We start from the raw sequence: 17,079 nt of genomic DNA on the forward strand, positions 1-17,079 counted from the left end.
ACGCGGGGGCATCGGCAATGCAGCAGGCAGGCCGATGCGTGAAAGAAGCAGCGCGCTCGCGCACATGGATGCGCACGTGCAGTGATTCGCGGCGATGTGGTCAGCGCAACATACGTCCTGTGAGACCGGAGCCATCGCATGTTGGGCGTGCGTCGGGGAGCGGCTTGCCATCGACATCGACATCGCGGTCGCGGTCATCGCCGGAGAAGTTGGCGGCTGGGCCATGGCTGCAAAACTCTGGAGGACCAGTGCAAACCACGCCAGCAACCCAATCACCCGAAGGCGACGAGAGTGCTGAATTTGGTGGAGGGCAGGCATCATGGCTCCGGTACCATAAGCCGGCGCGGCAACCGACTCAACCATGGAGTAGGGTTCATGCGCCTCGCCGGGTAGCCAGCGACGCGCTGGACGAGCTTCATGCCGCATTGAGGAGAGGGAATGTCCGCACTTTCATTCGAGACCATCCACGCGCTTCTGCAACGCTGGCGCGCCGATCCTGGCGGCACATATCAGAGCTGGTTCCTGTGGGAAAGGCGTTTGAAGCATTTCCGGTCCATCCGTCGCGGCCTGCAAGCGGTGGTAGAAGAAATCGATGCCGGGACCTTTGGCACGGCGTACCGCGGCTCATCGCTGGAGACCGTCGTGCACTCGATCGCCGAGCAGCGTCAGATTTTCAAAGGGGCCGATCACGCGTTCCTGTGGAAACCGAAGCTGCGGATTCCGGACATCTACGAAAATCCCGCGCATCAACGGGCGTTCGGCCGATTCCTGCAGACGTGTCTGTGCTGGGGATGGCGAACAGGCGCTGGTTGAGGCGGTCCACACGCTGGATGGGCATGCCATCAAGGGCTTGGGGCCGGCGGCAGCCAATCTTCTGTATTTCCTGCACCCCACTCTCGCCATGCCGTTCAACACGGCCATACTCAACGGCTAAAACGCGCTGATGGGGGCGAAAGCTCGTCTCGGTCGCTGGGATAGCTATCTCACGATGCGGCGACAGGTGATGACGCTCAACGAGTCACATCGCAACTTGTTATCGAACGATCTGGGTGCCGTGGCGGGCTTTCTGTTCGACATGGGCAGCGGCCGCTATCCGCTGCCCGTCGAAAATTCGCCGGGGCGTGGTCAGCCTGGCAACTTGAACCGCTGGTCAAGCAGGCAGGCGGGGGTTCACCCGTTGCCCGGCGCGCGGTGGGGGGGGCAAGACGTCGCGAGGTGCTTTCACCAGCGTGTCCGCCACTTCCGGAAACAGGAAGGCCAGCAGTGCGTCGAACTTCCGGTTAGGCAGGTAGGCGGGGTCCCCTTGGCGCATCCGCTCCCGGTATTTCGCGGCTTTTCTCGCCCACTTTCCCTGTGGGTCGTGGCGCCGGATGTGTTCGTGGCGGCCATAGGCCTCGAGCATGAGCCGGTAGATCCAGAGGGTCTCCTTCCGTTGCTCAAAGACGTGGTGGCTCAGCTCCACCAGGTTCGAGTGGCCGCTCCACACGGACCGGCCGTTCTTGGCCGAGTAGGCGGCCTGCAGGTAGATGTGTGGTCCTCCATCCGCCCGTGGCGTCGCTGGCAGAGCCAGGCCCTGCCGGGCGAATTGCGTTACGAGGGGTTGCCACCGCTCCTGAATGGCTTCTAGGGAAGGCAGCTTGTGGCCCCAGAGGTCCAGATAGAACGCTTCCAGCGCATCACGGAGCGGTTGCTCACGGGCCAGCTTCTGCTGGTGCTTCAACGCCTGTGCGACCTTGGCCTTCTCGGCGTCGTAGTCGAAGAAGAACGAGCGAGGAACGCCATGGGCGCTAACGTCGTGCTTCAGCTCATCGAAGAACACCGTCTGCGTTTCCAGCTGGTTCTCGATTGTCCCACCCACCAGCGTCGGCACAGCCCACACGCATTCCAGAACGAACCGTCCGCTGGCCTTGGAGAGGGCCACCGTTTCCTCGGTTACCCGGAAGCCGTTGCGGTTGTTCGAGTAGAAGATGTCGTCTTCGGTGAGCCGGAAGTGGGCGGGGTCGAGGTCCCGGAAGAGCCACAGCAGACGCACGCCCTCGTGCGCGTAGAAAGACATCCGCTGCGTGATGACGTGCAGGAAGGTGGTCGACAGCTGTGCCTCGAACACCACCTGTTCGCCGTTCCAGGTGCTCTGCACGTCGGGCTGGCGCCAGCGCGTGCCGTCGGCACTGACGAACCGGGTCTCCGACTCGCTGTCCGAGAAAGCCTGGTCGGCGTCGAGGCTTTCCAGCACGCGCGCCTTGAAGCGCTTGTGCGCCTCGCTTTCCTTCGCCCCGTTGAACCGTTGGGCGCAGATCGCCCGGTCGCCTTTGCCCACGATGCCCGAGCAGGCGGTGTTCTCAAAGAGGTGCTTGAAGTAGAACTGCTCGCTGACCTTGTCTTGCATACGCAGCGAAGCGAGGAACATGCCCTGGCCACACCAAGGGCACACGTATTGCGGGCGGCCCTCCTTGATCAGGACCATCTTCTGCGCCACGCGTTTGCGTTCGACCATGTCGCCGTAGTCCCCGTCGCCAAGGAAGGCTTCGAGCGACACCCACAGGCCCGACTGCCGGTCCAGCACGTGGGGATGGGTCTGATCTTTGGCGGCAAGCGCAGCGAGGCGGGTCATTGCGGTTCCTCCTGACGCCATCCTGCTAGGGACAGGTCTCACAGCGCGAGACGAAGCCGGCTAGTGTCTGCGGGCGGCGATGAGCCCCTGCAGGTAGGCGATGCTTTCCTCCTCCGGGAAGAAGGCCGCTGTAAGGGCAGGCAAATTCGCGGGCATGAAAACTTGCATCGCCTAGCCCTCAACTGCTGGTCTGAGGCAGGCGTTTCCTAAACAAAGATATTTCAGATCTATATCACCTACACGAGGCGAGGAGCTTCTCGCTTCGCGTAGGGGACATCCGCTCTGATGCTCCCATTCCACCGAGTAATTCCATGATTCCTGAAAAACCCGACCCGCTGACGTGCGTCCTGGTGGTGACCGCCGCACTGCTGCTGGGCTTCGTTCGCTGCTCGGGGAACCTCAACAAGGTTCCCTGAGCCCATCTAACTAAGCAGGACTCGCCGAAGGCCCGGGAAACCGGGCCTTCGGCGTTTATGCCGTCTGAAACGAGGAATTGAACATGCATCTGGTCGAATCGATCGCCTATCGAGGCGAGAAACCGTGGCACGGCCTGGGCAACCGACTCGAAGCCGGCCAGCCCATCGAGGTCTGGAGGGAGCGCGCCGGCATGAACTGGTCCATCGAGGACGCCGACGTGCGCTACGTGGTGGGGAACCAGGGGTTGGGGGTGATCCAATCCTTCCCGAGCCACAAGGTGCTCTACCGCTCGGATACCAAGGCACCGCTGGCGGTGGTCTCCAAGCGTTTCCAGGTCGTCCAGCCGGGCGAGATTCTGGAGTTCTACCGTGACCTGACCGAGGTGGGCGGGTTCGAGCTGGAAACGGCCGGCGTGCTGCGCGAGGGTCGCAAGTTCTGGGCCCTGGCCCGTACAGGTCAGAGCGTCACGCTGCGCGGCAAGGACAAGGTCGAGGGTTACCTGCTGCTCGCTACGGCCTGCGATGGCACGCTGGCCACCACGGCGCAGTTCACCAGCGTGCGGGTCGTCTGCAACAACACGCTGCAAATCGCGATTGGCCATGGGCAAGGCGCCATCAAGGTGCCGCACCGAAGCCACTTCGATGCCGAAGCGGTCAAGCGCCAGCTCGGCATCACCGTGTCGTCCTGGGACGGGTTCGTCGCACGCATGAAGGCCCTCGTCGACAAGCCGGTGGATCCGGATTCGGCTGAAGGCCTGCTCCGTCGGGTCTTGACCTATCCGGGGCAGGACAGCCGGATTGCTGTGGTGAACGAACAGGCCGTGGCCAACGTGCGGGCGCTGTACGAAGGCGGTGGCCGGGGTGCCCAGATGGCTTCCAGTCGCGGGACGGCCTGGGGCCTGCTCAACAGCGTCACCGAGTTCGTCGACCACCACCGGCGAGCTCGCACCGAGGACCACCGCCGGGATGCGGCATGGTTTGGCCAGGGCGCGCAGATCAAGCAGCGGGCGTGGGATGAACTGGTCAAGGGGGTGGCCTGATGCGCGCCGTGGCGGCAAGGAAACCCGTCGAGCACGTGACCACCCGCGAAGCCATCTCCCGAGACCAGCAGGATGCCCTCATCGCACAGGCGCTGGGCATCCTGTCGGCAAGGGCGCTGACCCCGGGGCAGTTCATGAAGGATCCGCCGACCGCCGGGCAGTTCTTTCGCCTGCGACTGGGCGAGGAGGGCCGGGAGCACTTCGAGGTCGCTTTCCTCGACAACCGCCACCGGCTCATAGCGGTGGAACGGCTGTTCTCCGGTTCCGTGGACGGAGCCGAAGTGCATCCACGCGTGGTGGTCCAGCGCGCGCTGGCCTTGAACGCAGTGGCAGTCATGTTGGCGCACAACCACCCCAGCGGAAATCCCGAGCCATCTGCTGCGGATCGGGTGTTGACCTCACGTTTGAGGGAGGCGCTGTGCCTGGTGGATATTCGCGTACTCGATCATTTCGTGGTGACCGCTACGGACGTGGTCTCGATGGCCACCCGCGGCCTGATGTAACGCGATCTACAAGTCGCTCCGCTCCTTCAGAGGAAGCGGCATACCGCCCGGCCCCATGGCCGGGCGTTCTTTTTCAGGAGAGGACACATGAAGAAGCAAGCAGCGTTGCGATTGGTCGACACGCGCACGCTCGACCGGCAGCAGTGGTTGGAGGTGCGCCGAGGGGGCATAGGAAGCTCGGACGCCGCGGCGGCCGTTGGCCTGAATCCCTACAAGAGCCCGCTGGCCCTGTGGATGGACAAGACCGGGCGCGTAGTTGAACAGCAAGACGTGGCCCAGGACATGGACGATCCGTGCTACTGGGGCACCTTGCTGGAGCCCTATGTCGCAGCGGCCTACCAGCGCAGGACCGGCCGCAAGGTGCGCAAGGTCAATGCGGTTCTGCAACACCCCACGTTTCCTTTCTTGCTCGCCAACCTCGATCGGGAGATCGTCGGAGACCCCGACGTCCAGATTCTCGAGTGCAAGACCGCCGGCGAGTTTGGTGCACGACTCTGGAAGGACGGCGTGCCGGACTATGTGCAACTCCAGGTCCAGCACCAGCTGGCGGTCACCGGAAAACAGGCGGCCGATGTCGCTGTACTGCTCTGCGGCCAGCAACTGGAAGTGCATCGCATCGAACGCGACGACGAGCTCATCGGCCGGTTGACGCTGCTGGAGACGCGCTTCTGGGAGCACGTGGAAACGGACACGCCGCCACCGGCCGATGGCAGTGAATCCTCAGCGAAGGCCTTGCGTCAGCTCTATCGTGACCAGGGCACGGTGCTCGACTTCACGGGCAACACGGACCTCGATGGCGCCTTCAATACCCTGGTGTCGCTGAGGGAAGAACTGGATGCCAAGGGGCAGGAAGCCGAGCGGCTCAAGCAGATCATCCAGCAAGCCATGGGGGAAGCCAGCAAAGCCTGCTTCAGCCGCGGCGAGGTCACCTACAAGGGCGCGAAGGACGGCACCAACTGGGATGTGAAACGTCTGGCATTGGACCATCCGGATCTTGCGGCTCAGTACCTCGTGACAAGGCCCGGCGCGCGACGCTTCGTGGTGACCCCGCATCCTGCGGCGTGACCGCCCGGATGGCGCGAATCACGCATCGAATCCAGTGGCGACAACAGGGGCCGGGGCGCGTGTGCGCCCTGGATCCATGCCGTTAGCCGGACTTGCCGCCCTTGCAGTCGCGCTTTTCGGCCATCTGCTTCGCCAGTGCAACCAGCTTGGCGCGATCCCCGCTGGGCAGCTTTGCGAACGCGAGGAGTAACTCGGCCTGGTCGTCCTTCTCGGCGAAGAGATAGGCGAGCGGGACACCGAGCGCCTCGGCCAGTGCTGCCGCCGTGTCCATGTCCGCGCGATTGACGCCCTGCTCGTACCGGTTGATGCGGACGCTTCCGTTGCTCTTGCTCTCCGACACCAGTCCTCCAAGCGCGCGCTGGGACAGACCACGCATATCGCGTGCGGCCTTCAGGCGTGTCGCAAAGATGGATGCAATGGGCTTGGACAAGAGGCGACAGGGCTCGGTCTGACAGCCCTCAGCATTGCGCAAGCCTGTATCGTGCGACAGACTATACTGAAACAGTATATATCACACGACGAGCAGGCCTTATGCGGCCTGAAGCAGCCAGGGGACATGTCTTGCGTCGCGCACACGAGCGGCATGTTGCCGTTGCAGCTGATCGTCTCTCGCTGACTCTTTCATCCCGTTGCGAGGGCCATGGCCACGCCATGGCTCCTTTTCCGTGCGTCCGACAACGGGCGCTTTTCACCGTCACCCATAACCCACGCCAAAGGAGTGCAAATGGACGCATCAAACACCGAGTCGGTGAGCTGGTTCTATGAAACAGATGGGCAACGCAAGGGGCCGATCATCGAAGACGGCATGCTCGCCTTGATCAAGCAGGGTGCCGTCACCTACGGCACGCTGGTTTGGAAAGCAGGCTTCCCCGAGTGGCTGAAGGTCGAGGACAGCGAACTGCGGATCCACCTGGAGCGCGTCGCGCCGCCCCCGATCACGGGAAGGCACATCGGCAACGGCGTGGTGTGGACGCTCGCGTTCGCGCCCCTTATCGGCTACATCCTTGAAAGCGCCTTCGCGTACGCGATCAACAGCAGCGACAGCGCGGCGGATGCCGCCATGAGCGACTCGAAGTACTGGTTCATCACCCTCGCCCTGAATGTTGGTCTGTCGTATTTCGACGAAGGCCGACTCAACCGTGCCGGCTACGACACCGGCAAATTCAAGGCTATGGCCTGGCTCGTGCCGGTATACCTGTACAAGCGCGCCAAGGCGCTGAATCAGAGCCTCGGCTACTTCATTGTCTGGATGGTCTGCTTCGTCCTCACGATGATCGCCTGACGGTCTCCTCGCGATGCGCGGCCCGCGCATCCGCTTCTCTTCGTTCCTGATGCCTCTCTAGGCACCACCCCATGACGCTCGCGCGCATGGGTCTAACCCACTGTGACATGGAGCATAACAATGGCTGAGTTTTTCACCGGACTGAGCACGATCCTGACGATCGTTGGCTGGTTCTTTTTCGGGTTCGGCATCGCTAACCGGATCCGCCTGCGCAAGAAGAAGATCACCCCAACCAAGCGCCAGCTATGGCAATGGTGGTTCCTGATGGTGGGCGCATGGGTGCTGGGCGGGATCTGCCTGCTGATTGGCAACCACATGGCCACCAGCCAAGCCCAAGCCGCCAACCCGGCCGTTGCCGAGCAGAGTTTGGCGGACTTCGAAGCCGCCCTAAGCAACCCCTCCACCACCGATACGGACCAGTGCGTCGACCACTGGGTTGGTGCCTATCGCAAGGACGCCGGCGAGGATGCCGTGGTTACCCAGGACCAGCTCGACGAATGGACGGGTTGGTGCAAGGAAGGCAAGCAAGCTCCGGGCTTCTGAAACCCAAGCAGCCGTCAGGCTTTCACCAGCGTCAAGTAACCCAAGAGCCCGGCATGCCGGGCTCTTGGCGTTTCTGATCCCTGAAAAACCTGCACACAGGCGGCACAAATCAGAACGCCTCCGCCGAGCGTTCCCAAAGCACGGATGTAGCGGCTGTGCGCGTGCCCGCGTTGCACCTCTTTCATTTCCCAAAATCCACGAGGAGAACAACCATGCTCAAGGGCCTCGCCATTACCCCGCCCGCCATCGGGCGAATATCCATCGGCCGCGTGGTCGAGCGCAACGGCAAGCGGCTGCCCGAGAAGGACGACCAATTCACTCTCACCACCCAGGTGCAGACGCGCGACGGCTGGGTGCTACATCCGCTGGACGACGAGTTGCGCAAGGCCGCTGGCGGGAAATTGCGGTCGATTCCCGTGCAGATGCTGTTCAATGACCCCGCTCTCAACCTGCGCGCCGACTACTCGCTTTTCGATCGCAACAAAGGTCGGCCGATGTGCGTCGGCAACGGAGAGACCTGCCGTCGACGCGGCAAGGATGGCGTCGAGCAACTGCCTTGCCCCGGAGCGGATGCGTGCGGATTCGCCCAAGGAGAGTGCAAGCCCTATGCCCGCCTGCATGCACTGGTAGACGGCGGAGCGAGCGATGAGCTCGGCAGCTTCGTCCTGCGGACGACCTCCTACAACACCATCCGCACGCTCGCAGCCCGGCTGGAGTACCTCCACGCGGTGTCAGACGGGAACCTTGCCTGCCTGCCGCTGGAGCTCAAGCTGCGGGGCAAGTCCACCGCCATGAGCTTTGGAACACCGATCTACTACGTGGATTTAGTACTTCGGGCAGGGCTGTCGATGGAGCAGGCTGTCGCGGATGCGAAGCAGCTTGCCAAGCGCCGCCGCGAGGCGGGTGTCGACCAAAAAGCGTTGGACCAAGCAGCACACCGCGGCTTCGCCAACGGCGCCTTTGAAGAGCTCGAAGAAGATGGCTCAGCGGTAGTGGAGGAGTTCTTCTCCACAGGGGCTGCTGATCGAGCCGCTGACGTCGGCGCATGCGTCGAATCCGGGTTGAAAAGTCGCCTGGACGCTCGCGTAGCCGCTGCAACGAACCGTGCATAGCGGAGGAGGTGTGGCGATGTTTTCAACCATAGGCGGTGCAGTGGTGTATGGCTTGGCCTTGTACGGGTTGGTCAAGCTCCTGCAGCAAAACGCAACTGGTGCGGCGGGGAGGTCGGAGCGGGGATGACACGATAACGAAGAGAGGAGGAGGGACGCCTGAGCGTCCCTCCTGATGCTAAGTCGCTGTTTTTTTTTGCTGCATAGCTGGTGAGAGAGCAACGCGATACGGGCTGCAAGAATCTTGAATTTTTCTCCGGCGAGGTATTTCACGGAAATGGTTGGAATAGCCCCCGACCGCTCTTCGGAGCCGGTCGATCATCCATAACCAAGGAGAAGAATGTGAGTCAAAAGCAGCATGCCGATCGCACCACGCGCGCGCCGCGGGAGCGACAGTCGGCTCCGGTCCCGGTCACCTACTTGACCGATTTCCAGCATAAGCCGTGGAAGCCCGATGGTCCCACCGTGCGCTTCCATGAGTTGCTCAAGGTGGTGCGTTTCGGGCGCAGCACCGCCTACAAGGTGTTCAAAAACGACCCAACGTTTCCGAAAGGAACGCCCCTCTTCGACACGCCTCGCTCGCCTCGCTTTTGGTGGTACGACCAGGTGATCGCCTGGTTGCGCACTCGCGAAGCTTTGGCCAGCAACTCTGCGAACAATCGCCGCAGCAAGGAGATCAAGCATGTCTGAGCTGCAGGAATTCGAGCGCTTCATGAACGAGTTGCAGGCTATCCAACCCAGCAGTCGGCGCCGGAACAGCGAAGCGTTCGCTGAGGCCTATGCCGAGGTCGAGCAGCGTTTGGCTGCAAAGGTGCCGCAGAAGGCGATTCTGACGGCTTTTAACAAAGCCTATGACTTGAAGCTGAGTCCGGTTGGGTTCCGCCAGCTGCTCGATTCGGAGCGGGAGCGTCGGCAGGCGAATGGGGATATGCCGCTGTGCCGCTCTTGCGGCCAACCGCTTGGTGAGGTTGGTCACCAGGCGATCTTGACCGACGAAGGCGTCTCGGAAGGAGGTGAAGCATGAACGGTAGCGACTATTTCCCTCAGCGCTATCCCTTGGATGCCTTTCTCATGCTGGTGCGAACGACGGCATGGGAACTACAGCAGAAGGTTCAGGCCCCTGACGCGTTGATCGGTATGGGACTGATCGCCGGGATGGCTACGGCGTGCCAGGGCCTGTTTGATGTGAAGCTGCCAACGGGGCAGTGCCGGCCGACGTCTCTGAATCTGATCGCCATTGCAGAGTCTGGCGAGCGCAAGAGTACGGTGGACGCATTGGTCTTCGCGCCGCTGTATGAGCACGACTGTCGCAAGGCGAAGGCATTTCAGGCCGCGCTGGATAGCTACCAGGCGAAGCGCGAACTCTGGGAGGCACGAGGCCAAGGCCTGCGAAACCGGCTCGCCAAGGCGGTCAGCAAAGGTGAGGCTACCGAGGCGATTCAGGCGGAGATGGCGCAACACACTACGCTGAAGCCGACCAAGCCCCGCCTGCGACGGTTCATGCGCCAGAACATTACGCCGCGGGCAATCATGGATACGCTCCGTGGCGATGGAGAGTCGATCGCGATCACGACCGATGAAGGCCAGGTGATGTTCAAGGGCGAGACGATGGCGCAGCTTGGGCTCTTGAATAAGGCGTGGGATGGGGCGCCGATGTTGACACTAGACCGTGCCGATTTCGACAACGTCTTGGTGATGAACCCTCGCGTGACGATCAGCATCATGACCCAGAAGCAGGTGCTTCAGGCTTATCTGATGAAGCATGGCGATATTGCCAAGGGATCGGGTCACTGGGCCCGGTATCTCTTCGGCTGGCCCGAGTCGATGAAGGGGTTTCGTTCGGTCAATACCGACGAACATGTCTGGGAGTGCCTGCCGCTGTTTCAGGCGCGGATGCAGGAGTTGCTTGAAAAGTACGAAGCCATCAGCGAGTCGGGTGAAGTCAAGCGCGAGGTTGTCGAGTTTTCTGACGATGCGAAGGCCCGCTGGTTCGAACTGTCGCAGCAGACGGAGTGGATGCTTCGACCCGGAGACTACCTGAACGACATCCACGACTTTGCATCAAAGATCATGGAGCTGCTCGGGCGACTTGCTGCGGTGTTCCATTGCTACAGCGGCGAGGAAGGTAAGGTGACGCTTGATACGTTGGAGCGCGCATTCACGGTCGTGCAGTGGCATTTGGAGGAATACAAGCGGATGTTCTCGCCACAGTTCGCGCTGTCGCAGGGACAGGTCGATGCGCAAGCGGTGTTCAAGTACCTCCGCGACAGCGTTTGGCAGGGCCCCCGCTCCGATACGTACGTTCCGAAGAACCATGTGCGCCAGTACGGCCCCGTCCGGGATCGTGATCGTCTCAACGCGGCGCTTCGCATCCTGGAGGCCCAGCGGGCTTTGTGGGTCGTGGTTGCCCCCCGTGGCAAGCAGCGCTTCGTTCGACTGAGCGATTGGTATTTCGGTGGCGGTCTGTAGCTTCCGATGACATCATGCTGCCCCGGCCGGCAACGGCCGGGGCCTTTTGTCTGACGCCAGTGCTGGGGCAGGCACCCCGGCGAAAGCCGTGCCATTCTGCTACGAAGTAGCAAGAGTGGCAGAGCGTGGCGGTCCCCCGGCACTGCCAGTCGCCCTCAGAGTGGCGAATAAGGCCTTCTCGCCATCCGACATGTCCTTGATCCGGGCCGGCCCGAGATGACGCTCCGGCCGGCGCTGCAGCCCCTGCTCACGCAGGCTACGGTGGTCGACTCTCGCGTTGAGGCCGTGTTCTTCAAGGGCCTGGTTCTGGATATCGGCGATCTTCTTCCTCGTGGAGATCACTTGGTCGCGAAGCACCATCGGCGACCTGCCGCCGCTGTCCTTGCGACACCCACCATCCTCCGGTCGTTCCGAGTTGTATCTCGCAAACATCCGTTCCGGTGGTCGACCGATCCCGTCTGGCACCCTGTCCGAATACATCAGGTGCATGTGCAGGTTGGTGATGCCGCCCAGTGAGCCCTCAGGTGCATGGACCGCGAGCTGGAAGGGTTTGTTGCCCACCAGTTCACGGGCCATTCGCATCGCGAGCGCACAGTTTTGCTCCAGGCTGAGCTCGTTTGGCAGAGCGATGACGTGTTCCCGGTAAGCGGCACCATTGGCGCGCTCGTAGGTATCCGCGGCTTTCCAGAACGTGGCTGGGTTGCCCTCTGTCCAGTCAGGCATGTTCCCGTTGCCCGCGTAAACCAGATCCTCCCGATCTGAATACCTACCCAGCCGCTCGATGTAAGCGGCGTGCTCCTTGGCAGAACCTTTCCTGCCACTTTTGATTCGATGATGGAAGCTGGCCATGTACGTACTACCCTTTCTCGTTTGTCAATAAAAAAGCCGACGAGATAGTTCTCGTCGGCTGCTATGAGACCGCTCCATGTAGTCCTGACGACGGCTCGGGGGGAAACGGTATGTGCGCGTCCGTTATCCCCCTCCTATATCCAGTGATCAGGATTGGATGTTCTTGTCGTCGTTGCTGGATTTGGAGTTTGTCTCACTACATAGGGAAGGGTGAGTAAGAATTTACACCTGTGCAGTAAGCTCGGCTGCCCTAACTGCCTCCAGCGAGCAGTAGTCGTAGAGATCCTGAACCGCAGCGTCGCAAACGGCAACGTCATTGGACAGGTAGCAATCGGCATACTTGTTCAGCCGGGCTAGCTGGTACGCCATCCATGCCTCGTAGCGATTGGGTATGCCGGTGATTGCCATGTAGAACTGGTTGAAGCGGCTGAACAATAACTGGTTGATACCGTGTGGGATGTAGTCATGTTCGAACAGTTCTTGGGCGCTTCTTTCGTCATCCATCTGACGGAGCACGCCAGTGCCTTTTTCAGCTTGCGTCTGCCCTAACCAGTAGGCCGAATAATTGGTTTTTACCTTCTGCTGATGGCGAATGGCGCAGAGTGCAGCAATACAATCGGCTGCCGAGATATTTTTCGTGTCTAGCGAAATGACGCCCCACTCATGGTGTACGTAGGAGCAGAGCACTTTGCTAGCCGCGTTAACGATCTTCAGCAGATCCCTGCGTTCACTGGCGATGCCGGTCGCATCTTCAATCAACTTGGCCAACGCCAGGGCGTTGGTGTCAACAAACTTGGGAAATGCTTCTACGGATGTCACCGGGGTCAGGGGGTGAACGATCGAGCCCAAAGTGCCAGAGAGCTCACGGCAGAACTCCTCGATCCTGTCCTTGATCGTATTGACCTGACCATCTACCTGCGACAGCTCGATGACCTTTTGGTACTCGCCGACGAAGTTTAGGAACGGAAGGATGCGCACATAGGTGTATATCGCTTCATGCAAGGGGCGGCTGGGCGCGGCGTTGGATTTGTGTGTGTACCGCTCAACTGCCTCGGCGAGATAGGTCAGCGCTTCGGCTATCGAGTTGGAGCGCCCGCTATGCCTAATGTAGATCGGCTCCAAAATCTCGATGTTCTCGCGCGCGATGCATTCAAGTAATTTTGGATACGTCAAAAAGGAGGTATCTATCCGTCGCAGCACGAACGGATCCACTTCTTTGCTCAACGTCGAAAGAAGGTGGTCTACTATAGCTATGCCTTTCTGATTCCTCGACGCGGTTTCCGTCGTGTAAAACTCCAGCGTCGGCTTCCCGCCGCGCGTCGGGGACTTCAGCAGTCTGAACAGTTGCGTGTCGTTGGTGTCGTTCGTGACATAAAGAAGCTTGATGGTTTTTAGCGTCGAGAGAGGGACGTCCTCAGCGAGTTTGGGCTTGCGCACATCAGCCACCTCGCCGAGGAACGCGAATACGCCGTCTAGCGAATCGTACGTGATAGATGTGCCGTTCGAATCACTTTTTTTTGCATCGGTACCGGTGATTGTCTTGAACTTTTCGTAGTTGAGCTCTTCGAGCAGCTCTTTAACAGTGCCAGTTTGCTTTCCGTTCGGATCAAGGTTGCTGCCAAAATCGAAACGGGGTGTATACACGGTGCATTCCTTGGTGGTCACTTCACGATCTCCATTAACTTGCCAAAACTCTCTACCACGTTGTACTTGATATTCTCGGGAGCAAATCGACGGTTCATCTCGTCGAAAAACTTGCGTGCGCACCTGATCTTAGTCTTCTCGATCTCTCGCAGTTCCAAGGATGACATGGAACCCTTGGCCTCGGCGACGAAGTAGATGTGTTTCACCGTTCTTCCTTGAAGGTGGTGGCCCAGTCGGTTCGCTTGATGGAGATCATCGACAACATCAACCGCCTGCTCGGCGACGACCCTAAGCAAAGCCTCAAGCGCGGCATCAAGCTTATAGGTCGCCGCATCCTGCTTCTCTATGTGTGCCAAGAACCCGACAGACCAGGCAAGACTTCACTAAGGCCGGTGACAAGCTCACGCGACATATCTACTACTGCGTGCTGAGCGGCTCCAAGATCGAACGTGCGTTCGTGACAGAACGGGACACCTGCGACGAGGTGGTCGCCTACGCCGAGCTGCCACGCGGCTTCCTGATTTCCACCCCGGTAGGCGACTACAACCCCTCGGGCCGACAACGACGTGTAGGTTGGCCTCAAGGTCATGCGGTCGATGTGCTTCAACTGCGGAAGCGTGTGCAGCGTCGACTGGTAGAGAGCAGAAGCGAATTGCGTACGGGCAGGACGGTAGGTGGACAAATGACCTGGCATCACCGACCTCTCGGGAGCAAGGAGTGTAAGGCTCACCCAGTCAAGGCCTTCCATGCGGTTGCTTCCCCCCGTGTCGCCCCCTGGGGCACAGTCCTCGTGATTATCGCGTAGCGGCATTACGTCGCGCTCCCGCGGCTCACTGGCCCGGTAGCGCGGCCACGGCTCGATTTGAGCATCCATTCGTGGCATGCGCTGTCGAGTTCAGCGAGGACTGCATACGTGCAAAAATGCTGATCCGGCGCGGTTCAATGCATCTGATTCGGTATCTGCGAAGTATGCGGGTATTTAAGCGGGTATCGTGGCTTGATGACTCGATTGTCACCCATTTTAATCAAAGAGATACATCGTATATGTTGCTGATGATCGACAACTACGACAGCTTCACCTTCAACCTCGTCCAGTACCTGGGCGAGCTGGGACAGGAGGTGAGGGTGGTGCGCAACGATGCGCTGGACGTGGCCGGCATCCGTGCGCTCGCCCCGTCGCACGTGATGATCTCGCCCGGCCCGGGCACGCCGGACGACGCCGGCGTCTCGCTGAGCGTGTTGCGCGAGCTCGCCGGACAGGTGCCGATCTTCGGCGTCTGCCTGGGCCACCAGGCGATCGGCCAGGCCTTCGGCGGCCGGGTGATCCGCGCCAAGCGGATCATGCACGGCAAGACCTCGCCGGTGCGCCACCGCGGCCAGGGCGTGTTCGCCGGCTTGCCGGATCCGTTCGAGGCGACCCGTTACCACTCGCTGGTGGTGGAGCAGGGTTCGCTGCCGGACTGCCTGGAAATCACCGCGTGGACCGAGAACCCGGACGGCTCGATCGACGAGATCATGGGGCTGCGCCACAAGACGCTGCCGGTCGAGGGCGTGCAGTTCCATCCCGAGTCGATCCTGACCCAGCACGGCCACGCCATGCTGGCCAACTTCCTCGGCCTGCCGCGGCGGAAACTGGCCGCATGAGCCCGCGCGAACTCACCATCACGCCGCAGGAGGCGCTCCAGCGCACCATCGAACACCGCGAGATCTTCCACGACGAGATGATCGCGCTGATGCGCCAGATCATGCGCGGGGAGGTCAGCCCGCTGATGACCGCGGCGATCATCACCGGCCTGCGCGTGAAGAAGGAGACGGTGGGCGAGATCACCGGCGCGGCGCGCGTGATGCGCGAACTGTCGGCCAAGGTCGAGGTGCCGCCGCACCCGCACTTCCTGGACATCGTGGGTACCGGCGGCGATGGCGCCTGCAGCTTCAACATCTCCACCGCGTCGATGTTCGTGGCCGCGGCGGCGGGCGCGCGCGTGGCGAAGCACGGCGGGCGCAGCGTGTCCTCGAAATCGGGCAGCGCCGACGTGCTCGAGGCGCTCGGTGCGGTGATCGACCTCGCCCCCGCGCAGGTCGCCCAGTGCATGGAGGCGACCGGCATCGGCTTCATGTTCGCCCCCAACCACCACCCGGCGATGAAGGTGGTGGCGCCGGTGCGGCGGGAAATGGGCGTGCGCACGTTGTTCAACATCCTCGGGCCGCTGACCAACCCGGCCGACGCGCCGAACATCCTGATGGGCGTGTTCCATCCGGACCTGGTCGGCATCCAGGTGCGCGTGCTGCAGGCGCTGGGTGCGCGCCACGCGATGGTGGTGTGGGGCCGCGACGGCATGGACGAGATCTCGCTGGGCGCCGCCACGCTGGTCGGCGAGCTGCGTGGCGGCGAGGTGCGCGAGTACGAGATCGAGCCGGAGGATTTCGGCCTGGCGATGGCCTCCAGCCGCAACCTGCGGGTGGAGAACGTGGAGGAGTCCAGGGCCATGCTGCTGGACGCGCTGGGCGGACGCCACGGCGTGCCGCACGACATCGTCTGCCTCAACGCCGGCGCGGCGCTCTACACCGCGGGCGTGGCCGGTGACGTCGACGAGGGCATCACGCTGGCGCGCGACACCATCGCCAGCGGCGCGGCGCATGCGAAAATGGTGGAGTTCATCGCCGCGACGCGGCGGCTGGCGGAACGGGCCTAGGTTGCATGCCGGCCGGCCCGGTACCGGCTGCGAGCATCCTGTCCCACGGTTCGTCCATCCATGACCGACATCCTCCAACGCATCCTCGCACGCAAGGCCGAGGAGATCGCCGAACGCAGCGCCGCGCTGCCGCTGACCGAGCTTTCCGCCCGCATCGAAGACCTGCCGCCGACGCGCGGCTTTGCCGCCGCGATCGAGGACAGGCTGGCGGCCGGGCTGCCCGCGGTGGTCGCCGAGGTCAAGAAGGCGAGCCCCAGCCAGGGCGTGATCCGCGCCGACTTCGACCCGGCCGCGATCGCGCGCAGCTATGCCGCGGGCGGGGCCGCCTGCCTCTCGGTGCTGACCGACCGCGACTTCTTCCAGGGCAGCGAGGCGTACCTGCAGCAGGCGCGCGCGGCCTGCGCGTTGCCGGTGCTGCGCAAGGACTTCATCGTCGATCCCTATCAGGTCTACGAGGCGCGCGTGATCGGCGCCGACTGCGTCCTGCTGATCGTGGCGGCGCTGGACGACGCCGCGCTGCTGGAGCTCTCCCTGCTCGCCGCGGAGCTGGACCTGGACGTGCTGTGCGAAGTGCACGACGCCGACGAACTGGAACGCGCCTTGGCGCTGCCGGTGCCGCTGATCGGCGTCAACAACCGCAACCTGCGCACCTTCGAAACCTCGCTCGACACGTCGCTCGCGCTGAAGGCGCGTATGGTCGACGACGGACGCGTACTGGTGGCCGAATCGGGCATCCACACCCGCGAGGACGTGGCACGCCTGCGCGCGGCCGACATCCATGCGTTCCTGGTCGGCGAGGCCTTCATGCGTGCCGACGATCCGGGATCGGCGCTCGGGCAGTTGTTCGCGGGCTGA

Annotated in this window: 19 protein-coding genes; 14 read left to right on the forward strand and 5 right to left on the reverse strand. The window is 62.1% G+C overall.

What is annotated here, in order from left to right; all coding sequences use genetic code 11:
• Positions 1-438: 438 nt before the first annotated feature.
• Positions 439-813 (forward strand): hypothetical protein, encoded by a 375-nt coding sequence (locus WAT24_RS02540; protein WP_336806247.1) that lies wholly within the window; start codon positions 439-441, stop codon positions 811-813.
• A 337-nt stretch (positions 814-1,150) separates the two neighbouring features.
• Here the strand turns inward: WAT24_RS02540 and WAT24_RS02545 are convergent, their stop codons facing one another.
• Positions 1,151-2,611 (reverse strand): DUF6035 family protein, encoded by a 1,461-nt coding sequence (locus tag WAT24_RS02545; RefSeq protein WP_336806248.1) that lies wholly within the window; start codon positions 2,609-2,611, stop codon positions 1,151-1,153.
• A gap of 499 nt (positions 2,612-3,110) precedes the next feature.
• On the opposite strand from WAT24_RS02545, the gene WAT24_RS02550 reads away from it, so the two are divergent.
• The 3 genes from WAT24_RS02550 (at position 3,111) to WAT24_RS02560 (ending at position 5,635) form a co-directional block, all read left to right on the forward strand.
• On the forward strand, positions 3,111-4,067 hold the full coding sequence (locus tag WAT24_RS02550; protein ID WP_336806249.1) for a DUF932 domain-containing protein: 957 nt from the start codon (positions 3,111-3,113) through the stop codon (positions 4,065-4,067).
• Positions 4,067-4,570, forward strand: a complete 504-nt coding sequence (locus WAT24_RS02555; RefSeq protein WP_336806250.1) for a JAB domain-containing protein — start codon at positions 4,067-4,069, stop codon at positions 4,568-4,570. Before WAT24_RS02550 ends, WAT24_RS02555 begins: the two co-directional genes overlap by 1 nt.
• An 87-nt stretch (positions 4,571-4,657) precedes the next feature.
• Entirely contained in the window at positions 4,658-5,635 is a 978-nt protein-coding gene (locus tag WAT24_RS02560) for a YqaJ viral recombinase family nuclease (protein WP_336806251.1), read from the forward strand.
• A gap of 82 nt (positions 5,636-5,717) precedes the next feature.
• On the opposite strand, the gene WAT24_RS02565 is transcribed toward WAT24_RS02560, so the two are convergent.
• Positions 5,718-6,065, reverse strand: coding sequence for a helix-turn-helix domain-containing protein (locus WAT24_RS02565; RefSeq protein WP_336806252.1), 348 nt, complete (start codon positions 6,063-6,065; stop codon positions 5,718-5,720).
• A gap of 294 nt (positions 6,066-6,359) precedes the next feature.
• On the opposite strand from WAT24_RS02565, the gene WAT24_RS02570 reads away from it, so the two are divergent.
• The 6 genes from WAT24_RS02570 to WAT24_RS02595 all read left to right on the forward strand — a co-directional run bounded on the left by WAT24_RS02570 (position 6,360) and on the right by WAT24_RS02595 (position 11,038).
• Positions 6,360-6,917 (forward strand): DUF4339 domain-containing protein, encoded by a 558-nt coding sequence (locus WAT24_RS02570; protein WP_336806253.1) that lies wholly within the window; start codon positions 6,360-6,362, stop codon positions 6,915-6,917.
• 120 nt (positions 6,918-7,037) lie between these two features.
• The gene (locus WAT24_RS02575) at positions 7,038-7,460 is read left to right on the forward strand and encodes a hypothetical protein (protein ID WP_336806254.1); all 423 of its coding nucleotides are present in this window, start codon (positions 7,038-7,040) and stop codon (positions 7,458-7,460) included.
• 212 nt (positions 7,461-7,672) lie between these two features.
• Complete coding sequence (locus tag WAT24_RS02580; protein WP_336806255.1) at positions 7,673-8,572, forward strand: recombination directionality factor; 900 nt, start codon at positions 7,673-7,675, stop codon at positions 8,570-8,572.
• Between the two features lie 339 nt (positions 8,573-8,911).
• Positions 8,912-9,259: a hypothetical protein gene (locus WAT24_RS02585; protein ID WP_336806256.1), complete on the forward strand. Its 348-nt coding sequence runs from the start codon at positions 8,912-8,914 to the stop codon at positions 9,257-9,259.
• Entirely contained in the window at positions 9,252-9,593 is a 342-nt protein-coding gene (locus WAT24_RS02590; protein WP_336806257.1) for a hypothetical protein, read from the forward strand. The genes WAT24_RS02585 and WAT24_RS02590 overlap by 8 nt, the downstream gene beginning before the upstream one ends.
• Positions 9,590-11,038 (forward strand): YfjI family protein, encoded by a 1,449-nt coding sequence (locus WAT24_RS02595; RefSeq protein WP_336806258.1) that lies wholly within the window; start codon positions 9,590-9,592, stop codon positions 11,036-11,038. Before WAT24_RS02590 ends, WAT24_RS02595 begins: the two co-directional genes overlap by 4 nt.
• A 99-nt stretch (positions 11,039-11,137) precedes the next feature.
• Here WAT24_RS02595 and WAT24_RS02600 read toward each other — a convergent pair whose 3' ends face one another.
• The 3 genes from WAT24_RS02600 to WAT24_RS02610 form a co-directional block, all read right to left on the reverse strand.
• Positions 11,138-11,887, reverse strand: coding sequence for a MobA/MobL family protein (locus tag WAT24_RS02600; protein ID WP_336806259.1), 750 nt, complete (start codon positions 11,885-11,887; stop codon positions 11,138-11,140).
• 222 nt (positions 11,888-12,109) lie between these two features.
• Positions 12,110-13,552 carry a hypothetical protein gene (locus tag WAT24_RS02605; RefSeq protein WP_336806260.1) on the reverse strand — a complete coding sequence of 481 codons (1,443 nt, stop codon included), beginning with the start codon at positions 13,550-13,552 and terminating at the stop codon, positions 12,110-12,112.
• Positions 13,549-13,887, reverse strand: a complete 339-nt coding sequence (locus WAT24_RS02610; protein WP_336806261.1) for a restriction endonuclease — start codon at positions 13,885-13,887, stop codon at positions 13,549-13,551. Before WAT24_RS02610 ends, WAT24_RS02605 begins: the two co-directional genes overlap by 4 nt.
• Between WAT24_RS02610 and WAT24_RS02615 the strand changes: the two genes are divergently transcribed.
• From WAT24_RS02615 to trpC, 4 genes are all read left to right on the forward strand, one after another.
• Positions 13,881-14,336: a restriction endonuclease gene (locus WAT24_RS02615; RefSeq protein WP_336806262.1), complete on the forward strand. Its 456-nt coding sequence runs from the start codon at positions 13,881-13,883 to the stop codon at positions 14,334-14,336. The genes WAT24_RS02610 and WAT24_RS02615 overlap by 7 nt on opposite strands.
• 239 nt (positions 14,337-14,575) lie before the next feature.
• Positions 14,576-15,175, forward strand: coding sequence for an anthranilate synthase component II (locus WAT24_RS02620; protein WP_336806263.1), 600 nt, complete (start codon positions 14,576-14,578; stop codon positions 15,173-15,175).
• A complete protein-coding gene (gene trpD / locus WAT24_RS02625; RefSeq protein WP_336806264.1) occupies positions 15,172-16,224 on the forward strand; it encodes an anthranilate phosphoribosyltransferase in 1,053 nt (350 codons plus the stop codon). Before WAT24_RS02620 ends, trpD begins: the two co-directional genes overlap by 4 nt.
• Positions 16,225-16,284: 60 nt before the next feature.
• Positions 16,285-17,079, forward strand: a complete 795-nt coding sequence (gene trpC, locus WAT24_RS02630) for an indole-3-glycerol phosphate synthase TrpC (RefSeq protein ID WP_336806265.1) — start codon at positions 16,285-16,287, stop codon at positions 17,077-17,079.

The organism is Fulvimonas yonginensis (assembly GCF_037137055.1).
Classification (GTDB): domain Bacteria; phylum Pseudomonadota; class Gammaproteobacteria; order Xanthomonadales; family Rhodanobacteraceae; genus Frateuria_A; species Frateuria_A yonginensis.